The organism is Chitinophaga filiformis (genome assembly GCF_023100805.1).
GTDB lineage: Bacteria > Bacteroidota > Bacteroidia > Chitinophagales > Chitinophagaceae > Chitinophaga > Chitinophaga filiformis_B.
In genome coordinates, this window is record NZ_CP095855.1 from 6,930,794 (window position 1) to 6,952,017 (window position 21,224).

General features: G+C 48.2%; 18 protein-coding genes. 8 read left to right on the forward strand and 10 right to left on the reverse strand.

Annotation, left to right across the window (positions count from 1 at the left end; translation table 11 throughout):
• Window positions 1-3: 3 nt before the first annotated feature.
• The 4 genes from MYF79_RS26995 to MYF79_RS27010 form a co-directional block, all read right to left on the reverse strand.
• On the reverse strand, window positions 4-759 hold the full coding sequence (locus tag MYF79_RS26995; RefSeq protein WP_247810993.1) for a hypothetical protein: 756 nt from the start codon (window positions 757-759) through the stop codon (window positions 4-6).
• Window positions 760-863: 104 nt separating this feature from the next.
• Window positions 864-1,214 carry a dihydroneopterin aldolase gene (locus MYF79_RS27000; RefSeq protein WP_247810994.1) on the reverse strand — a complete coding sequence of 117 codons (351 nt, stop codon included), beginning with the start codon at window positions 1,212-1,214 and terminating at the stop codon, window positions 864-866.
• Between the two features lie 78 nt (window positions 1,215-1,292).
• Window positions 1,293-2,240, reverse strand: a complete 948-nt coding sequence (gene trxB / locus MYF79_RS27005; protein WP_247810995.1) for a thioredoxin-disulfide reductase — start codon at window positions 2,238-2,240, stop codon at window positions 1,293-1,295.
• 230 nt (window positions 2,241-2,470) lie between these two features.
• Entirely contained in the window at window positions 2,471-3,328 is an 858-nt protein-coding gene (locus MYF79_RS27010; RefSeq protein WP_012793808.1) for an RNA polymerase sigma factor RpoD/SigA, read from the reverse strand.
• A gap of 326 nt (window positions 3,329-3,654) precedes the next feature.
• Here MYF79_RS27010 and MYF79_RS27015 point away from each other — a divergent pair, with 326 nt between their 5' ends.
• The 3 genes from MYF79_RS27015 (at window position 3,655) to MYF79_RS27025 (ending at window position 7,953) form a co-directional block, all read left to right on the forward strand.
• Entirely contained in the window at window positions 3,655-4,677 is a 1,023-nt protein-coding gene (locus MYF79_RS27015) for a threonine aldolase family protein (protein ID WP_199652536.1), read from the forward strand.
• Between the two features lie 71 nt (window positions 4,678-4,748).
• Window positions 4,749-7,394, forward strand: coding sequence for a valine--tRNA ligase (locus MYF79_RS27020; RefSeq protein WP_247810996.1), 2,646 nt, complete (start codon window positions 4,749-4,751; stop codon window positions 7,392-7,394).
• Window positions 7,395-7,455: 61 nt separating this feature from the next.
• Entirely contained in the window at window positions 7,456-7,953 is a 498-nt protein-coding gene (locus MYF79_RS27025; RefSeq protein ID WP_247810997.1) for a hypothetical protein, read from the forward strand.
• Here MYF79_RS27025 and MYF79_RS27030 read toward each other — a convergent pair.
• From MYF79_RS27030 to groES, 6 genes are all read right to left on the reverse strand, one after another.
• Entirely contained in the window at window positions 7,950-10,757 is a 2,808-nt protein-coding gene (locus MYF79_RS27030) for a hypothetical protein (RefSeq protein ID WP_247810998.1), read from the reverse strand. The genes MYF79_RS27025 and MYF79_RS27030 overlap by 4 nt on opposite strands.
• Before the next feature lie 98 nt (window positions 10,758-10,855).
• The gene (locus tag MYF79_RS27035; RefSeq protein ID WP_247810999.1) at window positions 10,856-12,289 is read right to left on the reverse strand and encodes an L-serine ammonia-lyase; all 1,434 of its coding nucleotides are present in this window, start codon (window positions 12,287-12,289) and stop codon (window positions 10,856-10,858) included.
• Window positions 12,290-12,415: 126 nt separating this feature from the next.
• The gene (locus MYF79_RS27040) at window positions 12,416-12,904 is read right to left on the reverse strand and encodes an FKBP-type peptidyl-prolyl cis-trans isomerase (RefSeq protein WP_247811000.1); all 489 of its coding nucleotides are present in this window, start codon (window positions 12,902-12,904) and stop codon (window positions 12,416-12,418) included.
• Window positions 12,905-12,966: 62 nt separating this feature from the next.
• Window positions 12,967-13,467 carry an FKBP-type peptidyl-prolyl cis-trans isomerase gene (locus MYF79_RS27045; protein ID WP_247811001.1) on the reverse strand — a complete coding sequence of 167 codons (501 nt, stop codon included), beginning with the start codon at window positions 13,465-13,467 and terminating at the stop codon, window positions 12,967-12,969.
• A 111-nt stretch (window positions 13,468-13,578) separates the two neighbouring features.
• Window positions 13,579-15,213 carry a chaperonin GroEL gene (gene groL, locus MYF79_RS27050; RefSeq protein ID WP_199652543.1) on the reverse strand — a complete coding sequence of 545 codons (1,635 nt, stop codon included), beginning with the start codon at window positions 15,211-15,213 and terminating at the stop codon, window positions 13,579-13,581.
• 59 nt (window positions 15,214-15,272) lie between these two features.
• Entirely contained in the window at window positions 15,273-15,554 is a 282-nt protein-coding gene (groES, locus tag MYF79_RS27055) for a co-chaperone GroES (RefSeq protein WP_072356767.1), read from the reverse strand.
• Window positions 15,555-15,805: 251 nt separating this feature from the next.
• On the opposite strand from groES, the gene nusB reads away from it, so the two are divergent.
• The 5 genes from nusB (at window position 15,806) to MYF79_RS27080 (ending at window position 21,223) form a co-directional block, all read left to right on the forward strand.
• Window positions 15,806-16,735 (forward strand): transcription antitermination factor NusB, encoded by a 930-nt coding sequence (gene nusB, locus MYF79_RS27060; RefSeq protein WP_247811002.1) that lies wholly within the window; start codon window positions 15,806-15,808, stop codon window positions 16,733-16,735.
• A 28-nt stretch (window positions 16,736-16,763) separates the two neighbouring features.
• Window positions 16,764-17,210 carry a DUF1573 domain-containing protein gene (locus MYF79_RS27065; RefSeq protein WP_247811003.1) on the forward strand — a complete coding sequence of 149 codons (447 nt, stop codon included), beginning with the start codon at window positions 16,764-16,766 and terminating at the stop codon, window positions 17,208-17,210.
• Window positions 17,211-17,296: 86 nt separating this feature from the next.
• The gene (yajC, locus tag MYF79_RS27070) at window positions 17,297-17,650 is read left to right on the forward strand and encodes a preprotein translocase subunit YajC (RefSeq protein WP_199652546.1); all 354 of its coding nucleotides are present in this window, start codon (window positions 17,297-17,299) and stop codon (window positions 17,648-17,650) included.
• Between the two features lie 69 nt (window positions 17,651-17,719).
• Complete coding sequence (gene coaE / locus MYF79_RS27075; RefSeq protein WP_247811004.1) at window positions 17,720-18,316, forward strand: dephospho-CoA kinase; 597 nt, start codon at window positions 17,720-17,722, stop codon at window positions 18,314-18,316.
• A gap of 27 nt (window positions 18,317-18,343) precedes the next feature.
• The gene (locus tag MYF79_RS27080; RefSeq protein ID WP_247811005.1) at window positions 18,344-21,223 is read left to right on the forward strand and encodes a DEAD/DEAH box helicase; all 2,880 of its coding nucleotides are present in this window, start codon (window positions 18,344-18,346) and stop codon (window positions 21,221-21,223) included.
• The last annotated feature ends 1 nt before the right edge of the window (window position 21,224 follow it).

Sequence of the window (21,224 nt, forward strand, 5' to 3'; positions counted from 1 at the left end):
GAACTATTCCAGATCTTCGAGCATCTTTTTACAAGCTGATTTAATATTGAGATCGTCCTGGTAGATAGGGCGTAATGTGACCGCTTTACGCAGCACTTCAATACACTTTTCCAGTTCGTCGTTCTCCTTATAGGCTTTGGCCAGTTCGGGATAGTCAGGCAGGAACGAAGGATCCATCTTACGGCATTTCTCGAAATTGACGATGGCCTCCTGTAGTGTTGCTTCGGGCATACCGCCGAACAGCATTTTGGCAGCGGCTTTCTCCAGGGTGTTCATATTGGCCACATCATAATTCCACTTGCCCAGTACATAATAAGCCTTTGCATATTTGGGGTTGAACTTGATAGCCAGTTCCGCATATCTTTTCACTTCCTTTGAAGCGGCCACTTTTTCTTTTGCTCCTGCGCTCAGGGCGATGCGGCTGATAGCTACGGCCATAACATAGTTGGCATCTGCATTTTCCGGCGCCACTTTCAGCGCCTGTTCCGCATAACTTTTCGCCTCGGCAAAGATCCGGCTCTTTTCTTCCTTGTCGCCTGCCCGCGCCCCTTCACGGGATGACACCTCGCTGGCGCCTGTCAGGGCGGCAACATTATCTGGCTGCACTTTCAGTGCGTCTTTATATAAAGAAAGAGCGGCAGCGTCTTTCATCTGTTTTTCCAGCTGCCTGGCCTGCTCTGCCATTTCATCGGCAGTCTGGGCGAAAGATGCAGCAGATACAAGGAATAAAGCGGCAGATGCAAATACCTTAATAAACATAGGGCGGAAATTTACACATATTAAAATAACTAAATTTAAAGCTTTACTGACAGATAATTTATAGCGGAAATCCGTTAATCTGCAAAAAGCGTGCGGGCGTCATTTTAGTACTTCTTTTCCAGCGTCACCACCGAATTGCGGATGGAAGCGCCCATGGGTGGGTTCATTTTACGCAGGGTGACAACAGATTGCTGGATTTCGGGATATTTGTTCTTAATGGCGTCGCTCATATCATACACCACCTGTTCAAGCAATGGCTGCGGAATGGCCATGATCTTCTTCACGATATTATAAAGTCCCTGATAGTTAACCGTTTCTGAAATACTGTCAATATGGTGGGTACCGGGTATTGTCACATACAGATCTACAATAAAATCATTGCCAAGAATACGTTCTTCCGGGTATAAACCGTGGAAGGCATGAAAATGAGCTTGTTCTACGCCAATGGTGAGCATACAGGTTAAAATTAAAATCAGGAATGAATGCCGGGAAGATACGGCCTTTCATTCCTGATCCTTTATTAATTATTTGAATTACTGGTGTTCCAATGCAGATAAATATCTTTCCGCGTCCAGCGCAGCCATACATCCGCTGCCCGCAGCGGTTACTGCCTGGCGGTAGATCTTATCCTGTACGTCGCCGCAGGCAAATACGCCTTCCAGGTTCGTACGGGAAGTACCGGGTACGGTTTTGATATATCCCTGCTCGTCCAGATCGATGTAGTCTTTGAAGATACCAGAATTGGGCTGGTGACCGATAGCTACGAAGAACGCGCTGACAGGCACGGTTGTTTCCTCCTGTTTGGCAGTGTTCAGCAGTCTTACGCCTTCTACTTTATTTTCTCCCAGTACCTCCTGTGTTTCTGTATTCCAGTACACGATGATATTGGAAGTCTTCAGTACGCGGTCCTGCATTACTTTGGAAGCGCGCATTTCGTGGCGACGTACGATCATATGTACATTGCTGCACATTTTGGACAGGTAGAGCGCCTCTTCAGCGGCAGTATCGCCCGCCCCCACGATGGCTACTTCCTTACCACGGAAGAAGAATCCGTCGCAAACGGCGCAGGCAGAAACGCCGCTCCCGTTCAGACGTTGTTCGGAAGGCATTCCCAGCCATTTGGCGGAAGCGCCTGTGGCAATGATCACAGCATCTGCGGTCATTACTTTCGATTCGTCGATCGTTACTTTATATGGTTTGCTGCTGAAATCCACGGAAGTTGCCAGGCCGAAACGGATGTCCGCTCCCATGCGTGTTGCCTGTTTTTCGAAATCCACCATCATTTCCGGTCCCTGGATCCCTTCGGGATAGCCCGGATAGTTTTCTACTTCTGTTGTGATGGTTAGCTGCCCTCCCGGCTGAATACCCTGGTACAGAACAGGCTTAAGATTCGCCCTGGCGGCATATATAGCGGCAGTATAACCTGCCGGTCCGGAACCTATAATCAATAAATGTACATGTTCCTGTTGGTTAGTTTCCATGCTTACTATGTAATGTTATAATGATCGTTTATGAATTCCCGTATCTCCAAATGCACACATGACGAAAGAAATATGCGGGGTCATGCGGCATGCAAAAATACATTTCCCCATAAAATAAAAAACACCGGCTATAAAATATACAGCCGGTGCGTCTATAAGAATAGTATAGATCTATGATTTGAATGGCAACTGTTATTGCCTATCTCTTCGTTTGAAGCCATCCCTGCGAATTAACCCAGGTAAGATTTCAATGCTCCGCTGTAGCGGGCTTTTTGCAGCCTTTTGATGGCGCGTTCCTTGATTTGACGAATTCTCTCTTTTGTAAGATCGTACTTCTGACCAATCTGTTCGATCGTAGCTCCGTTCTCACCATCCAGACCAAAGTATGCGTTTACGATTTCCGCTTCACGTGGGCTGAGCGATTTCAGTACACGACGGATCTCTTCACGCAGTGAATCGCGCATTACGTCATCGTCAGTGATATCTCCACCTTCCAGCAGGTCTCCCATAGCCACATCTTCTGCTTCGTGTACCGGAGCATCCAGTGACATGTGACGGGTATTGCTTTGGAAAATGTTGTTGATCTCTGATTCAGACATTTCCAGGATCTCTGCTAACTCCTCAGTTGATGGCTCTCTTTCATTCTCCTGTTCAAACGCCATGTAGGCTTTATTAGCTTTATTGTAAGTGCCGATTTTATTCTGCGGCAGACGAACCAGACGGCCCTGTTCTGCTAAAGCCTGCAGTATGGATTGACGAATCCACCAAACAGCATAAGAAATGAATTTGAACCCTTTCGTTTCATCGAATCTTTGCGCAGCCTTGATCAAGCCGAGATTGCCCTCGTTAATGAGGTCGCTGAGGCTAAGCCCCTGGTGCTGATATTGCTTTGCAACTGATACTACGAAACGAAGGTTTCCTGTAGTTAAACGTTCAAGAGCCTTCTGGTCACCCATCTTAATGCGCTGCGCCAAAACGGTCTCTTCCTCAGGTGTTAACAAAGGGATCTTTGAAATCTCCTGCAGGTATTTTTCTACCGCCTGCGAATCACGGTTTGTGATCTGGGTGGCAATTTTAAGTTGCCTCATATTGAAAGTTTATTAGTTTATAAATTGAATAACATCAAAAGATTTATTTTGTTGAGATATTTTAAATAATTATCTTACAACCTATTCCACTCTTCCAATATTATCGTTTTAACAAATTAGCCTGCAAAGATCGTGCTAATACCCCATACTGCCAAATCGTTTTCAAGCGTCGTAATTAGTATAACAAAGTACTCCATATAAACGATATTTAATAGCCCTTTATTAGGTATTTTTGACGCTTTAATTAAATTTTAACAATTGATAAGTAATCAACTTCAGATTATTAACTTCACTAATTTATTGTTCAATACATTGCAAATTCTTCAATGATGATTATTGATTTCAGGAGTGATACTTTCACCCGGCCCACCCCCGGTATGCTCCGGGCTATGTCTGCTGCTTCCACCGGTGATGATGTGTACGGGGAAGATCCGAGTGTAAACCAACTGGAAAGTATAATGGCAGCCTATTTCGGTAAAGAAGCCGCCATGTACTGTCCCTCCGGCACCATGAGCAACCAGATAGCCATTAAAGTACATACACAGCCGGGCGATGAGGTGATCTGCTCCGACCTGGCCCATGTCTATATATATGAAGGCGGTGGTATTGCCTTCAATGCAGGCGCACAGGTAAGAGCCCTCGAAGGCGACCGCGGCATGATCACCGCTGCACAGGTGGCCGCTGCCATCAATCCTGATGATGTACACAAAGCCACTACCAGCCTGGTTTGCCTTGAAAACACCTCTAACCGCGGGGGTGGCTGCTGCTATGATCCCGAAGAAATGAACAGGATCAAAAACGTTTGCCGCGACCATGACCTCAAACTCCACCTCGACGGCGCCAGGTTGTTCAATGCCCTAGTCGCAACTGGCGAGAACCCAAAGACTTATGGTGAACTGTTCGATAGTATTTCCGTGTGCCTGAACAAAGGAATGGGCTGTCCCATGGGCTCAGTGCTATTGGGAAGCGCTGCCTTCATCAGGTCTGCCAGGAGAATAAGGAAAAAACTAGGCGGTGGCTTACGGCAGGCTGGCTATATGGCAGCTACCGGACTTTATGCCATGGAACATCATATTGCCAGATTGGCAGAGGATCATCACAACGCTAAACAGCTCGCCAAATATCTCCTGCAAAAGACCTTCGTTGGTCATATGCTGCCGGTGGAAACCAATATCCTCATCTTCGATGTACAGGACGCCTGGACACCCAGGCTCTTTGCGGATTACCTGAAAAAAGAAGGGATCCTCGTTACGCCGATCTCGGAAACACAGGTAAGAATGGTAACCCACCTGGATATTACCCCTGAGATGGTGGAAAAGACCTGCGCTGTCATTTCACAGATGGAATAACCATAAGCGACATCGTTCTATTCGGTTATTCTCTTATTTTTGCACACTTATATAAATGACATATCGCAAGCATGGAACTTTCAAAAAATTATACGCCGGCTGCTGTTGAAGGCAAATGGTACCAGCACTGGATGGACAAAGGCTATTTCCGTAGTAAACCGGACAACCGTCCTCCCTTTACCATTGTGATCCCTCCTCCTAACGTGACTGGTGTGCTGCACATGGGCCATACCCTGAACGAAACCGTACAGGATATCCTCATCCGCCGCGCACGTATGAGTGGCTATAATACCTGCTGGGTACCCGGCTCTGACCATGCTTCCATCGCTACCGAAGCTAAAGTGGTGAATATGCTCAAAACCGAAAAAGGTATTGAGAAATCACAGCTCACCCGTGAAGAGTTCCTCAAATATGCTTTTGAGTGGAAAGACAAGTATGGTGGCATCATCTACAGCCAGATCAAAAAACTGGGTTGCTCCTGCGACTGGGACAGGGTGACCTTCACAATGGACGATCATTACTATCAGGCAGTTATAAAAGTATTCGTTGACCTGTACAGCAAAGGACTGATCTACCGCGGCGCCCGTATGATCAACTGGGACCCGAAGGCTAAAACAGCCCTGAGCGATGAAGAAGTACAGTATAAAGATCTGCAGGGTAAGCTTTACCATGTTCAATATGCTATTACTGACTCTGAAGACCATCTCACCGGAGAAAGCATCACCATTGCTACACAACGTCCTGAAACCATCATGGGAGATACCGCTATTTGCGTAAATCCTGATGATGAACGTTATAAACACCTCGTTGGTCATTTTGCCATCGTACCACTGGTGAACCGCAGAGTGCCGATCATCTTTGATACTTATGTAGATAAAGAATTCGGTACAGGCGCCCTCAAAGTAACGCCTGCGCACGATATCAATGACTATAACCTGGGGCTGAAACACAACCTGGAAGTAGTAGATACCCTCAATGATGATGGCACCCTCAGCGCTGCAGCAGGTGTGTTCATTGGCGAAGACCGCTTCAAAGCCCGTAAACTGGTAATAGCCGCCCTGCAGGAACAAGGCCTGCTGGTGAAAGAACAGGAATACACTACGCGCCTCGGTTACAGCGAACGTAACCCGGACACTGTAGTAGAGCCCCGTATCAGTACCCAGTGGTTCGTGAAGATGGCAGAACTGGCCAAGCCAGCACTGGATGCAGTGGTAAGTGGCGATGTAGACATCCATCCCGGCGATCGCTTCCTGGCTACCTATAAATACTGGATGGAGAATGTAAAAGACTGGTGTATTTCGCGTCAGCTCTGGTGGGGACAACAGATCCCGGCCTTCTATGCGCCGGATGGTACTTTCGAAGTAGCTCAGAACGTAGATGCCGCTATCGCACAGTTTAAGGCGAAAGGCTTCAGCTATACCGCTGCCGAGCTCCGCCAGGATGAAGACTGTCTCGATACCTGGTTCTCTTCCTGGTTGTGGCCGATGGAAGTATTCAACGGTATTTCCCAACCCGACAATGAAGAAATTAACTACTACTACCCTACCAATGTACTGGTAACCGGACAGGATATCATCTTCTTCTGGGTGGCCCGTATGATCATGGCAGGTATGGAATATAAAAAGGTAAAGCCTTTCAGTGATGTATACTTTACCGGGATGGTAAGGGATAAACAAGGCCGTAAGATGAGTAAGCAGCTGGGGAACTCACCCGATCTGCTGGAACTCATCGACCGCTTTGGCGCTGATGCCGTTCGTTTCGGTATCATGATCTCCTCTCCTGCCGGTAATGACCTGCTGTTTGACGACGCCAGCTGTGAAAACGGACGCAACTTCACCAATAAGATCTGGAACGCCCTGAAACTCGTGAAGATGTGGGAGGGCCGCGTAACAAATACCAATACCTCTGTTGACCATTTTGCTATACAATGGTTTGAAAGCAGATTGAATGAAGTAAAGGTACAGGTAGCAGAACTCTTCAAGGATTTCAAACTGAGCGAAGCCCTGAATATCGTTTGTAACAGTCTTATCTGGGATGATTTCTGCAGCTGGTACCTGGAGTGGGTAAAACCAGGTTTCGAGCAGCCTTGTGATGCAGGTATCTATAACAAAACTGTTTACTTCTTTGAAGAGCTGATGCAGCTACTGCATCCTTTCATGCCTTTTGTTTCAGAAGAGATTTACCAGCAACTGCGCGAACGCGGTGAAGGCGATGACCTGATCATCAGACAATACACCGCTCCCGGAGCTACTGACGCTGGTATCCTGGCACAGGGCGAACTGTTAAAAGAAGTGATCTCCAGCATCCGCGATGCACGTAATAAAAACCAGGTCAAACCGAAAGACGAAATAGTCCTGCATATCGATACACTGCAGGAAGCTACTTTCAAACAGATCGAAAGCATGCTGGGCAAACAGGTGAACGCAAAAGCCATCAACTATACCAAAGAACCGGTTGGCGGTTGTATTACCCTGGTGGTGCAAAAAGACAAGTTCTACCTGGAAACAGAAACAGCTCTGAATACCACCGTACAGAAAGAAGATCTGGAGAAAGACCTTGCCTACCTGCAGGGCTTCCTGGTTTCCGTAGAGAAAAAGCTGAGCAACGAAAAATTCGTCCAGAATGCAAAACCCGAAGTGGTTGAAGCTGAACGGAAGAAGAAAGAAGATGCAGAGGCCAGGATAGCAGCCATAACGGAAAGTTTAAAATCATTATAATTTTCAGGATCGCCCGGACGTTAACTATTCCGGGCGATTTTTTTATATCCCTTATTCTACTATGCGTAAATGTTATTTAATATCAGGTATCTTCCTACTGTTTACCAGCCTGCCGGCACTGGCCCAGACTGGCAAATCCAAACCGAAAACACCTGCTGCTAAAAAACCAGCTGCCACTGCTACCAAAACCACTACTCTCCGGTTCAGAAGCACCTGGGGCATTTTCCTGAGTGATTCTCTTCCCCGTCCCGAGATCTCAAAACTCCTGGATTCCCCGCTGGTGGTAAGGGATGAAAAGAATAATAAATATCCTGTGGTATCATTTGACTTCACCTATGAAAGAAAGGAACCTTACCTGAATGATACTACCGGCAAGCCCGGCTTCTACACCGAATTTGTAGGCGACTCCTTCAAAGGCGACAGGCTCCCTTCCCTCTGGGTAGAGCGTATCAGGGAAATGCTGGAAAGAAATGAGGTATTTTACTTCGATAATATCATCATCAACTATACAGGAGATAAGCTGTACAGAGCGCCTAAACTAAAATTCAACGTTCGTTAATAGTTAAAAAGCTGCTGCAATGGCAGTATGAATGCGAACCTTTGAGATGCATTATCCAGCGGATCTTTGTCGAAGAGATGGCTGTAACGCAGACCGAAGGTGAAAGGGAGCTCATTGCCTATTTTGGTATCAAAGAACAGCTCCCCACCAGCAGAGGTATATTGTGTATTTTTCCCGGAGACGAAATTATATGCCCTGCTGTAATCGTAGAACACGTTACCACGGATCCGCATGAAATACAGTAACTGCGCAAAACCCCAGTCCGGGTACGCTATCGGGAAATGATAATTCACGCCCAGTTTATAGATATGTTCATAGAAGGGTTCATGATACCCCCTGGCATAAGCGAAATTATCTGTAAAGGAATAATTCCTGGATGTATCCCGCTGCTGCCAGGCGCCCTGAAATACCAGGTTGTGATTGGGTAACAGACCAGGCAGATACAGGTCAAGCCTGGCAAACAATTGCTCCGCAAATACTTTCGATACAGAACGGTTATACTGCAAAGCCACATATTGTCCAAAATGGGAATAGATATTTTGTCTTGCCCTGATACGCTGGTTATTAAATACCAATGTGTTACCTATATATTGTATGGCCGGATTACGGAAGCGGAAATTACCCTGCGGGTATCTTTCCAGGTAATGATACATGGAAGACAGGGACAGGCTGCGGCTGTACAGACCGGACGAGAGGTTCAACGGTACGGTGAATCCTCCGTGCAGGTCCATCTCCTTCCAGTACAAACGGCCTTTATTGGAAAAAATATCTGAACGGTTGAAGGTATATTTTGCCCCTGCCTGCAGGTAGGGGAACCAGGCTCCATAGATGAAATCGCCTGTAAATCCAGAGCTTCCTTCATTACGGTTATACGTATACCCTATAGCGGTAGACGCCGTATTCAGGATATTGTCTCCATACAGGGTGAGACTGTAATCGGGGTCATCGAAAGTGGGCAGCCAGCTGTGAAAATTGAACAGGCGGGTTCCTTTTGGATATTTCAGGATATCATGCTGCTCATGTGGCACCTTGTCCAGGATGTTGCCTCCTTCCTGAAAATCAGGCTTCAGCCAGCTGCTGTGGTAATTCCTGCTGGTATCTATCTGCTGCCAGCCAGCCGGCGTCAGCGGTGTAGTATACAAGGCATATCCCTGCGTACCAAAAGCGCTGTACACCACCTGCTGTGAAGTATTGTCAATGGTAGCATGTACAACACTGTTAGGATGCGCTGTCACCTGGTAGATCTTTTTGTCAGACAGGGTAACGGCATACACATTATCGGCATCCTTATACGCAGCTGTGTAGTATACGGTATCCTGCCTGATGATTGGAATGCCCAGCACGATATAGCTGAAGGGTGTGAGCTCTTCTGTTTCACCGCTGGCCAGCGATTGGCGGATCATGGCCATTTGTCCGCGGTCGTTGCGGACATTGCTGATCACCCATTGCTCATCGGCAGAGAATTTAGGATAGGTATAATACCAGTTATGCGGATTGGGCAGTGTTGATATGACAGAGCCGGTCTGTCCGTCCAGCAGTTGCAGGCCGTACTGCTGTGAAGTCAACGTAAATGCTGCAATGATCCGTTTTCCGTCTGAACTGATATCGGGAGAGAAATAACGTGTCATATGTGTCAGTGTACTGGTACGACTGGTGGCCATATCAAAGGTCTTTACGATCGAATAATCTTTCCAGGACCAGCGTGGATGGAAGCGGGCTTCCGTCCATACCAGTTTACCGTTACGGTAGCTGAAATAGTCGTCGAAGTTCATGCCCGGGCGCGTTACCAGTTGCTGATGGCCGGAGCTGTCCAGCAGGTAAAAACCAGGTATTTTGTTGTAGGCATCTTTATATACGATCCATTCACCCGGCTTCACGGGATAAATGTATTTGTAGTTGGTAACAGTCTGCGGGGCCTCCAGCAATGCCTTACCGGGCTTGCTTTCCTGTGTCGCATAGTTATTCCAGAGCGGCTGGTACTCCTGCAACATGGCGCTGTAAAAACCGGTCACATTATGCCCCGTACGTCTTTTCAGGCTTTGAGACAAAGGATAAAACACCCCCCGGTAACGTACTGCATCCGTGGTTACATCTTTCCAGAAGGTGCGGCCATAATGTTCACGGCCGTATACCGACATAAGGTATCCCAGCGGATAATGATTAGGCGTGAAGTCCACGTAAGAGCCGTTCCTGATCTTCATGTAGCTGTAGTCCTTATGTTCGAGCGACAAGGCCCTGAAACCGTCAAAGAAGGCAGGCAGCCTGCCCCTTCCCTGTGCGCTTAAAGCTGTTTCCATCGTCACGGCGTCTCCTTCCCAGAACCAGTTGGGCACTGCAATACTGGTAGCTGCCGCCAGCCCCATTTCCCCCAGCACAACGGATACCACTTTGGATACGCCCTGGTTGAAGTTGCGGTTCTGTAATACGTGACGGTATTCATGTATCGCCAGCTGGTCTTCCCATTTCAGCGATCCGAGATCTGAAGAGGAAGGTGGCGGAGTAAGATAAAATTCTGAACGGAAAGGCCCCAATTGTACATAGCCGTTGGATTCAAGGGTCTGGTTCTGCAATACGATGCTGACCTTTTTATTCCTGTCGCCGATAGAATACCGGGTATATCTGTCCAGGTAATGTACGAGATCTGCCACCCGCCGGCCTTGTTTTTCCAGTCCTTCCGGGAATATGATACGTGCAGTATCATTATTGATCTGGCGCCATTTCAGGGAAGGAGGATTGCCACCGAATGTTTGTGCCAGTGCGGTAAAGGGGAGTACTAAAAACAGTAGGCACGAAAAAGCTTTCATAATCAATTGCAGGTATAATCAAACAATATACGGAAATAATGGAGAACGCTGCATGCAATAACAAAGGATCCTCCTTTTTGCATGCAGCGTAATTAAAATCAGCACTCAGGAAGGCTGATAGGTATGTTTACGGCCAGGCCGCCGTCTGATGTTTCCTTGTATTTACTGTTCATATCCAGCGCGGTATCCCACATGGTTTTCACCACTGCATCCAGGGAAACCTTTGCCAGTTCTGGATTACTTTGCAGGGCCAGCTGGGAAGCGGTAATAGCCTTGATGGCGCCCATGGTATTTCTTTCAATGCAGGGCACCTGTACCAGTCCGCCGATAGGATCGCAGGTCAGACCCAGGTGATGTTCCATGGCTATTTCAGCCGCCATCAGCACCTGGCGTTGGGAGCCGCCCAGGCATTCCGTAAGGGCTGCCGCCGCCATTGCAGAAGACACGCCTATTTCAGCCTGACAGCCGCCCATGGCTGCTGAGATGGTGGAGCGCTTCTTAAAGATGCTGCCGATCTCGGAAGCGGTGAGCATGAACTGCATGATCTTTTCATCCTGGTAGCCATCGCAGAAGGTGATAAAGTACTGCAATACTGCCGGTATCACACCGGCGGCGCCATTGGTAGGGGCAGTTACTACCCTGCCAAAAGAAGCATTTTCCTCATTCACTGCCAATGCAAAACAACTTACCCAGTCCAGCGTATAGGCAAAATGGTTACCACCCTGTCTGATAGCGGTGATCCAGGAATCGTAATCCGTATATGTATTTCCCTTTAATAATTTTTTGTTCAGCGCAGCGGCACGTCTTGCCACACGGAGGCCGCCGGGCAGTTCTCCTGCAGTATGACAGCCACGGTAAATGCATTCTTTCATCACGCGCCAGATATTCATGACGCCTGCTCTCGTTTCTGCTTCGGAGCGCCAGGCCTGTTCATTTTCCATGACCAGTTCTGAAATGGAGTACCCTGTTTTAATACACCACTGTAACAGTTGCCGTGCAGTGTCTATCGGGAATGGCAGGTCTACCTGGGAAGCAGCGCTGCCCTGATTTTCGCCTTCCTTTACAACGAAGCCGCCACCGATAGAATAGTAGGTAGCCGCCTGCTGTTCACCATCTTCAAAAGTGACCAGGAAAGTAAGCGCATTCGGATGAAAAGGTAAAGATTCATCATACAGGAAAGAGATATCCTGCAGGGGATCAAAAGGAATAGCATGGCTACCTCCCAGCAACATGGTCTTGTTACGGCGGATGTCATCCATTTTACTATTGATCTGGTTGACATCGAAGGTTACCGGGTCATCTCCGCAAAGTCCCAATTGTACTGCAATGTCGGTACCATGGCCGTGCCCGGTCTTTGCCAGGGAGCCGTATAATAGAACACTGACTTGTTTAACGGAATCGAGTTTTCGTCCGGTGGTCTGTACCTCCCGCAGGAATTGAAGAGCTGCCCGCCATGGGCCCAGGGTGTGTGAACTTGAAGGACCTACGCCTATCTTAAAAATGTCAAATACCGATATGCATTCGTGTGCCACTACATATAATTTAAGCAAATTTAAGGCATTCCACATATCCAAAAATCCATACATAAGCGCTAAAAAACAAGTCCCGCCTGAGCTGGTCAGAGCGGGACTTTGTTGGTATAAGTGCAGCGTACAATACTATGGATTGGTGACGTCGGTCAGCTCGATATCAAAGATCAGTACGGAGTTGGCAGGGATACCTTTGTTCTCTGCGGGACCATACCCATAATAGGAAGGAAGATATACCCTGATCTTACCACCCTTGGTGATCTTTGTCAGCGCGAACTGAAAACCTGAGATCAGGCCACCAGCTCTTCCCAGGTCGCGGGGAGTAGTGCCGGTGGAATCAAATACAGCACCTGACAACAGTTGTCCTTTATACAATGCTTTTATCTGGCTCATGGTACTTTTAACAGTGTCTACACCATTTCCGATATATGAGATGTTGTAGAAAATGCCTGATGCGGAATCCTGTACTGCTACCAGGTTCTTTGCTTTCAGGTATGCCTTGATACTGTCCACATCCCTGTTGAATTGTGGCACCGGATCATAAGTCTGATTGTCTTTACTGCAGGCTGCAAACAAAGCCATCATCAATACTGCTCCCAGCAGGAAAAATTTCCTCATGCTTAATTTTTTCATTTAAATGCTCAGGTTTTTTATAATCAGTAATTAGATACGGAAGAAATTTATTTAAAATCAACTAATTCAACATTGCACACCAGGACGGTATTGGCGGGAATGATATTACCTACTGCCATATTGCCGAAAGCCAGCCGTGAAGGGATGATCATGAAGATCTTACCTCCCCTGCCTATTTTCTGCAGGCCGATCTGCCAGCCTACGATATGGTCTTTCAGGGCGCGGCCGTCGAAGTTGGTATCTCCGAAGGAGGCGTCCAGCAGGGAATCACTCAGGTTGCTGCGGGTATAATTGATGGTTACTACTGCATTCAGGTTGGGATGGGCAGAATCGCCCGGGTCTTCTATGTTGAAATAGAGCCCGCTGAAATCATGTTCCATAGTGAGATTGTGCTCACTGATATATCCCTGGATAAGGCTATCCTGTTGCACTATCGATCTCTCCACATCATCGAAGATATCTGCATCAGCATATTCATTCTTCGAGCAGGCCATCAGCAGGGATACTGGCAATAAAAAACAAAAAGTGGCGCGTAAAAAGGCGTTCATACAGTTATAACGGCGAAACGGGGCTAAAGTTACAGGAAAGGGAACAAAAAGGAAAGGGTGTCCTCCTTGCGGCGGACACCCTTTCGTGTATAATTTCGGATACTATTAATATTAATAGTCCATGCCCATACCGTGGCCACCATGCGGAGCAGGAGCAGCGGATTTAGGCTCAGGTTTGTCAGCGATCACACACTCGGTGGTCAGCAACATACCTGCGATAGAAGAAGCGTTTTCCAGCGCGATACGGGTAACCTTAGCAGGGTCGATAACGCCAGCTGCCAGCAGGTTTTCATATACCTCAGAACGGGCATTGAAACCGAAATCACCTTTACCTTCTTTTACTTTCTGTACTACGATAGAACCTTCGATACCGGCGTTAGCAGTGATCTGACGCAGTGGTTCTTCGATAGCGCGTTTAACGATAGAGATACCGGTCTGCTCGTCTTCGTTTTCGCCTTTCAGTTTTTCCAGGCTTTCGATAGCGCGGATGTAAGCAACACCACCACCAGGTACGATACCTTCTTCAACGGCAGCGCGGGTAGCGTGCAGCGCATCGTCAACACGGTCTTTCTTCTCTTTCATTTCTACTTCAGTAGCAGCACCTACGTACAGTACAGCCACACCACCGCTCAGTTTAGCAAGACGTTCCTGCAGTTTTTCGCGATCGTAGTCGGAAGTAGTTACTTCTATCTGGGCTTTGATCTGGTTGATACGAGCCTGGATAGCGTCTTTTTCACCTTTACCACCAACGATGGTAGAGTTGTCTTTATCGATCGTTACGGATTCTGCACGACCCAGGTAGCTGAGGTCAGCATTTTCCAGTTTGTAACCTTGTTCTTCGCTGATAACAACACCACCGGTCAGGGTTGCGATGTCCTGCAGCATTTCTTTTCTTCTGTCGCCGAAGCCTGGAGCTTTTACTGCAGCAACTTTCAGCTGACCGCGCAGTTTGTTCACTACCAGGGTAGCCAGTGCTTCACCTTCCAGGTCTTCAGAGATGATCAGCAGCTGCTGGCCGTTCTGAACGATTTTTTCCAGGATGTGCAGGATGTCCTTCAGGGTGCTGATCTTTTTATCGTAGATCAGGATGTAAGGGTTCTGCAGTTCAGCGTGCATTTTTTCGCTGTTGGTGATGAAGTATGGAGACAGGTAACCACGGTCAAACTGCATACCTTCTACTACTTCTACAGTAGTGTCGGTGCCTTTTGCTTCTTCAACGGTGATCACACCATCTTTGGTTACTTTGTTCATTGCTTCAGCGATCAGCTTACCGATCTCTGCGTCGTTGTTAGCGGAGATAGCAGCCACCTGCTCGATCTTTTTGTTGTCGCTGCCAACTTTTTCAGCCTGTTTAGCCAGGTTTTCAACGATCGCTTTAACAGCTTTGTCGATACCACGTTTCAGGTCCATTGGGTTAGCACCGGCAGCAACGTTTTTCAGTCCTTCACCGATGATAGCCTGTGCCAGCACAGTAGCGGTAGTTGTACCGTCACCTGCGATGTCAGCGGTTTTGGAAGCAACTTCCTTCACCATCTGCGCACCCATATTCTCGATAGGATCTTCCAGTTCGATTTCTTTAGCAACACTCACACCGTCTTTTGTTAAACTAGGTGCGCCAAATTTCTTTTCGATAACAACGTTACGACCTTTAGGACCCAGGGTAACTTTCACTGCATCTGCCAGGGTGTCCACGCCCTTCTTCATCTTATTGCGGGCGTCAGTGCTAAAAAATATCTGCTTTGCCATAATAGCTTGTGTTTTTTTTAATTTGTGTTTTGGTTTGCCTGTAATGTCAGCGTGATTGATTAAACAATAGCTAAAATGTCAGACTCACGCATGATTAAGTAATCGCCGCCTTCAATGCTGATCTCTGTACCGGAGTATTTACCATATAGTACAGTATCGCCTACTTTTACAGTCACCGGCTCATCTTTCTTACCAGGACCGGCAGCTACTACCGTACCTCTTTGTGGTTTTTCTTTTGCAGTATCAGGGATGATGATACCACCAGCTGTTTTTTCTTCTGCGGCTGCGGGTTTCACGATCACCCTGTCAGCTAAGGGTTTAATACTTAAATCTTTTGCCATATAATTATACTTTTTAAAAAGGTAAGATGAAGATTTATTGTGACTTGGCACCTCGATAATTGTGCCAATGCATTTTGATAGTCAAATTTTCAGTCATCCGTGGATAGCCCTGCCGGGGGCACTGACAAAAATGCCATTTTTTCAGCAAAAACCTGACAGAATCTGCCGTAAGATAGGAATTAGTAATTAAGAATTCCTAATTCCCCTTTTTTCCCCTAGCTTTGCGCCCTCATACAGTTCTTGATTATAAGATGATTAGCAGAAGAAATATCCGGGTGAAGGTCATGCAGACCCTCTATGCCCTGGAAACGATGGAACAGGGCACCGTTAAGCCGGGCACGGCTACCAGTTTACTGAACGAGAAACTGGACCAGACCAGTCAGATCTTTACATACCTGTTATACTGCCTCACACAGGTAGCACAGTATGCAGAAATTGACGCACAGACACGGGCCTCCAAACATCTTCCCTCAGCAGCCGACCTGCAGGTAAATACCAAGATCGCCGGAAATGAATTCATATTCCAGATAATCAACGACAAAGGCTTTCAGGTAAACCTGGAACAATGGAAGCTCAAGCATCTTCCTGAGCCAGACCTGATGCGTAAACTCTATAATACGCTGACAGCCACCGATATTTATCAGCTTTATATAAAAGATCCGGCCCGCACCAAAACCAGCGAAAAGGAGATCATGGAGTATCTCTACAAAGAGATCCTCTCCAAAAACGAACTGTTCATCCAGCACATGGAAGATAATTTCCTGCACTGGGGCGACGATGCTGAGATGATGGACCTCCTGGTGGCCAACTACATGCACAAGCCGCACCTCTTCAACTTCCTCCAGCTGATCAGCAGGGAGAAACTGGAATATGCGCGCGAACTGCTGCTTACCGTACTGGATAAGAAGGAATACTGCCTGGAGCTTATAAAGCCGAAATTACAGAACTGGGACCCTGAGCGTATCGCCGCAGTGGATATGTTGCTGATGGAGATGGGCGTATGCGAGTTCCTCTACTTCCCTACCATCCCTACCAAGGTGACAATCAACGAGTACATTGACCTGGCCAAGGCATACAGCACCCCGCAGAGCGGACAGTTTGTGAATGGTATCCTGGACAATATACTGAAAGACCTGGACCAGGCGAATCTGATAAAGAAGGTAGACCGTACAAAAAAATAGCTATTTTTGGGCCGAACCCAATAATAATATGAGAAAAATATTCTTTTACCTGATAGCCGGAAGCCTTGTGGCAGGCGCCTGTAATTCGGCAAATACCGGCAAAACCGCTGGCCACGAAACAGCGGCAGCCGCTACTGCAGATTCAGTGAAAGGTACACCTGTGATCGCCTTTGAAGAAATGGTCCACAACTTCGGTAACATCACCGAAGGCGAAAAAGTGGAATATGATTTCAAATTCACCAACACGGGCGACAGGGACCTGCTCATCACAGACGCTACCTCCAGCTGCGGATGCACCGTGCCGGACTGGCCTAAAGAGCCTATCAAACCGGGACAAAGCAGCTATATGAAAGTGGTTTTCAACAGCGCAGGTAAGGAAGGATATACCGAAAAGGAAATTATTATCAGAGCCAATACAAAACCGGAACAGGTGCAGGGACCAAAGATCCAGTGTACCATCCTGAAGCAGAAATAAGCCGACGGACCATCAGAAATACCGGTATTAATATTGCGGGACAATAGAAACAAGAACAACTAAACAACAAATACAACTTAATTACGATGTACACTAACATGCTGAACGTTTTACTGATGGGTGGTGGTGCAGCTGGCGCGCAAGGCGGCGGCGGCTTCCAGTTCATATTTATTGGCGGTATGATCCTGGTGATGTGGTTATTTATGATCCGCCCTCAGACCAAGAAAGCAAAAATGCAGAAAGACTTCATCAGCAATCTGCGTGAAGGCGACAAAATCGTTACTATCGCAGGTATCCATGGTACTGTGAAGAAGATCAACGAAGACGGCACGCTCAAAATTGAGGTGAGCGCTGGTACTTACCTGACTATCGAGCGTTCTGCTATAAGCATGGAGTACACTACTGCTCAACAGAAAGCTGCTGCAACACCTGCGAAATAATTGCTGTCTTCCGGATAGCGCATCCCAAATTCCTGACGGAGTTTGGGATTTTTTTTGGAATTTGGACCTATGTTAAAAGTTGGTATTACAGGCGGTATAGGCTCGGGAAAAAGCACCGTGGCCAGGATCTTCGCCATATTAGGCGTCCCTGTCTATTATGCAGACGATGCTGCCAAAACGATCATGCAGACAGACGAACTGCTGATCCGGCAGGTAAAGGAACATTTCGGCGGGCATATCTACGACAGCAACAATGTGCTTGACAGGGCCGCATTGGGCAAGATCGTTTTTAACGACAAGGATAAACTGGAGCTGCTCAATTCCCTCGTGCATCCCGCCACCATTCGTCACAGTGACGAATGGGCCGACCGGCAAACAGCGCCCTATGTGCTGAAAGAAGCGGCGCTCCTTTTTGAATCCGGATCCTTTCAGTACCTGGATAAATGTATCGGCGTATCCGCTCCCCAGCCACTGCGCATACTGCGCGTCATGAAGCGGGATAACGTGAGCCGCAATGACGTGCTGGCACGGATGTACAAGCAGATCGATGATAATATCAAGATGAAACTGTGCGATTATGTGATCCGCAATGATGAACAGGAAATGGTCATCCCCCAGGTGCTGGCATTGCATAACACACTGCTGCAGCTGGCTGCAGACAATTAACCCGATCAACTATAACCATATTATTACATGGGGAAAACCATCACACAAGGCAATAACAATAAGTATAAAGCAATGCCTGTATTGCTGCTGGAATTACAGTCCAATCACCCTACCCCGGTGAAGATCAGCGCCGGCATCCTGAAAGAAGACGCCGGCGGCCGTACCTGCCAGCGCATGCCCCTGAACGATAAAAAGTCATTGTCCATCTTCAATACCCTGCCTGCCGGTGTACAACACCTGTTGCAGCCCTGCACGCAGGAAGCCATGGTCTATAAAGAGCTGCAACTCAAAGAGAAATTTCGCGACAATCCCGTGAAATCCCAGACCCTGCAACAATTCATACAGGAGGGCATGCAGCAATACCTCTATCACACACTTCAGCAACTGCGCCCCCTGACACCGGTATTACCCTGGTATACCATGATCACGGACGACAGTATGCTGATGAAACATACACGCCCTGCAACGGTGAACAACTTCCCGCCGGTACTCTCTTTTGAACTGCGGCGTACGCCCACAGGCATATTGAGGGTGGCCGCGCTGGTCACCATCAACGGACAGGCTTTCCCGCTCTCCGATTTTGAACATTACGGGTTTGTGCTCCGCAGCCGCGGGGAACTCTTCATCCTCCCTCCTGCTGCGGCTACCACGCTGGAGCAATTTCCCGGCGGATTTATCGATATCCCGGCACAGGAGGAAGCCACCTTCATCGAACATACCCTGCCGGCCCTCAGTCAGCAGTACAGCGTCGATAAAAGCATCCTCCTGCAGAAAGAGATCATCGATATCCCACCGGAATGTAATATCTGGCTGAGTGAACTGAATAAAGCCTTCCTCGTACTGACGCCACAGTGGCAGTACGGGAACTTCAGCATAGAGGATACCGGTGAACCGGTTGTCCTGAAAGCGGAAGGCGACATCCAGTACGAGATCAGGCGCCATATGGAGGCCGAAAAAGAACTGATCGCCTTCATCCGCGGATTGCATCCCCGCTTCGCCCAGCAACGGAATGGTTACTTCTATCTTCCTTTTGCTGACGCAGAGAAGGGTCAGTGGCTGGTGAAATGTTACCATAAACTGACAGACCGGAACATTGGCGTATATGGCATGGACCAGTTGCAGCATTTCAGGTACAACACCAACGTACCTGTCATGGACGTGCGCTGGCACGGTGACGATAAAGACAGTTTCGACCTGGAGATAGACGTCCGCTATGGCGATATCCCTGTAGCACTGACAGATATTCAGAAAGCCTTACTGCACCGGCAGCCGCACCTCCTGCTGAAAGACGGTACCATCGGTGTTATTCCCGACGAATGGCTGCACAAGTATGACCTGCTCTGGAAACTGGGACAGGTCAGCAAAGACAAACTGAAACTGTCAAGGCTGCACTTTACCGTGGCCCAGGAGATGCTGGAAGCGCAGGGTACTGTCGTAAAGGAAAACGCCGTGGAGCAATTACAGCGCCTGCAGGCTAAATCGGCCGAACACTTCCCCGTTCCCGCAGCTATACAGGCGCAACTACGCAGTTACCAGCAGGCAGGCTTTGAGTGGATGTGCCTACTCGACGCCATGCGCTGGGGTGGATGCCTGGCGGATGATATGGGTCTTGGTAAGACCCTCCAGACCATCACTTTCCTGCAACATCTTTGTGAGAAATATCCCGGGGAGACGCACCTCGTTGTGTGCCCCACCTCTCTGATCTATAACTGGCAGGCCGAACTGCAAAAATTTGCCCCCGGCCTGCGCTACACCGTGTACCACGGCGGCAACAGGCAGTACGACGCCGCCTACTGGAAACAGCAACAGCTGGTCATCACCAGCTATGGTACCGTGCGGAGTGATACTGCCGTTTTCACCACACACATCTTCGGGTATGTAGTGCTGGACGAAAGCCAGGTGATCAAGAACCCTTCCTCTCAGACCACGAAGGCCCTGCAGGTATTACAAAGCCGCAACCGCCTGATACTGAGCGGTACCCCCATCCAGAACAATACCATGGACCTTTATGCACAGATGAACTTTGCCAATCCGGGCCTGCTGGGCAACCAGGCCTTTTTCCGCTCGGAATTTGCCATGCCTATTGACAAATATGCCGATGCCGAAAAGGCGGGCCGCCTGCGCAAACTCATCTATCCCTTCCTGCTGCGCCGTACGAAGGAACAAATTGCACAGGATTTGCCGGATAAGACCGAGATCATCATGTGGTGTGAAATGGGCGAGGAACAGCGGAAGTCGTATAACCGCATCCGCGATATGTACAAGGAAAAGCTCATGGCGCGCATCAATGAGGAAGGAATGGCCGCCAGTACCATCTATGTGCTCGAAGGCCTGACCCGCCTGCGACAGGTATGTAATGCGCCCCAGCTGGTAGCAGAAGAAGCACACGTGACCAGCTCTGTCAAGCTGGACGAGCTGATGCGGGAGATCAGCGAGAACACCGGGGCACATAAAGTACTGGTATTCTCACAATTTACCGGTATGTTGCAGCTCATTGCGAAGTCCATGGAAAGCGAAGGTCTCCCCTTCTTCTACCTGGACGGCAGCACCAAAGCGGAACACCGGCAGCAGCTCGTGAACCAGTTCCAGGAAGACGAAAACGTAAGGGTCTTCCTTATCAGCCTGAAGGCCGGTGGTGTGGGACTAACGCTGACCGCCGCCGATTATGTGTATCTGGTGGACCCCTGGTGGAACCCCGCGGCAGAGCAGCAGGCTATTGACCGTACACACCGTATCGGGCAGCAGAATAAGGTCTTTGCGTACAAGATGATCTGTAAAGATAGTGTGGAAGAAAAGATCCTGGCCCTGCAGGAGCGGAAAAAAATGATTGCCGATGACCTGATCAGTGAAGACACTGGTTTCGTGAAGAAGCTGACGGAAGAAGATGTGGCATTCCTGTTCAGCTAAC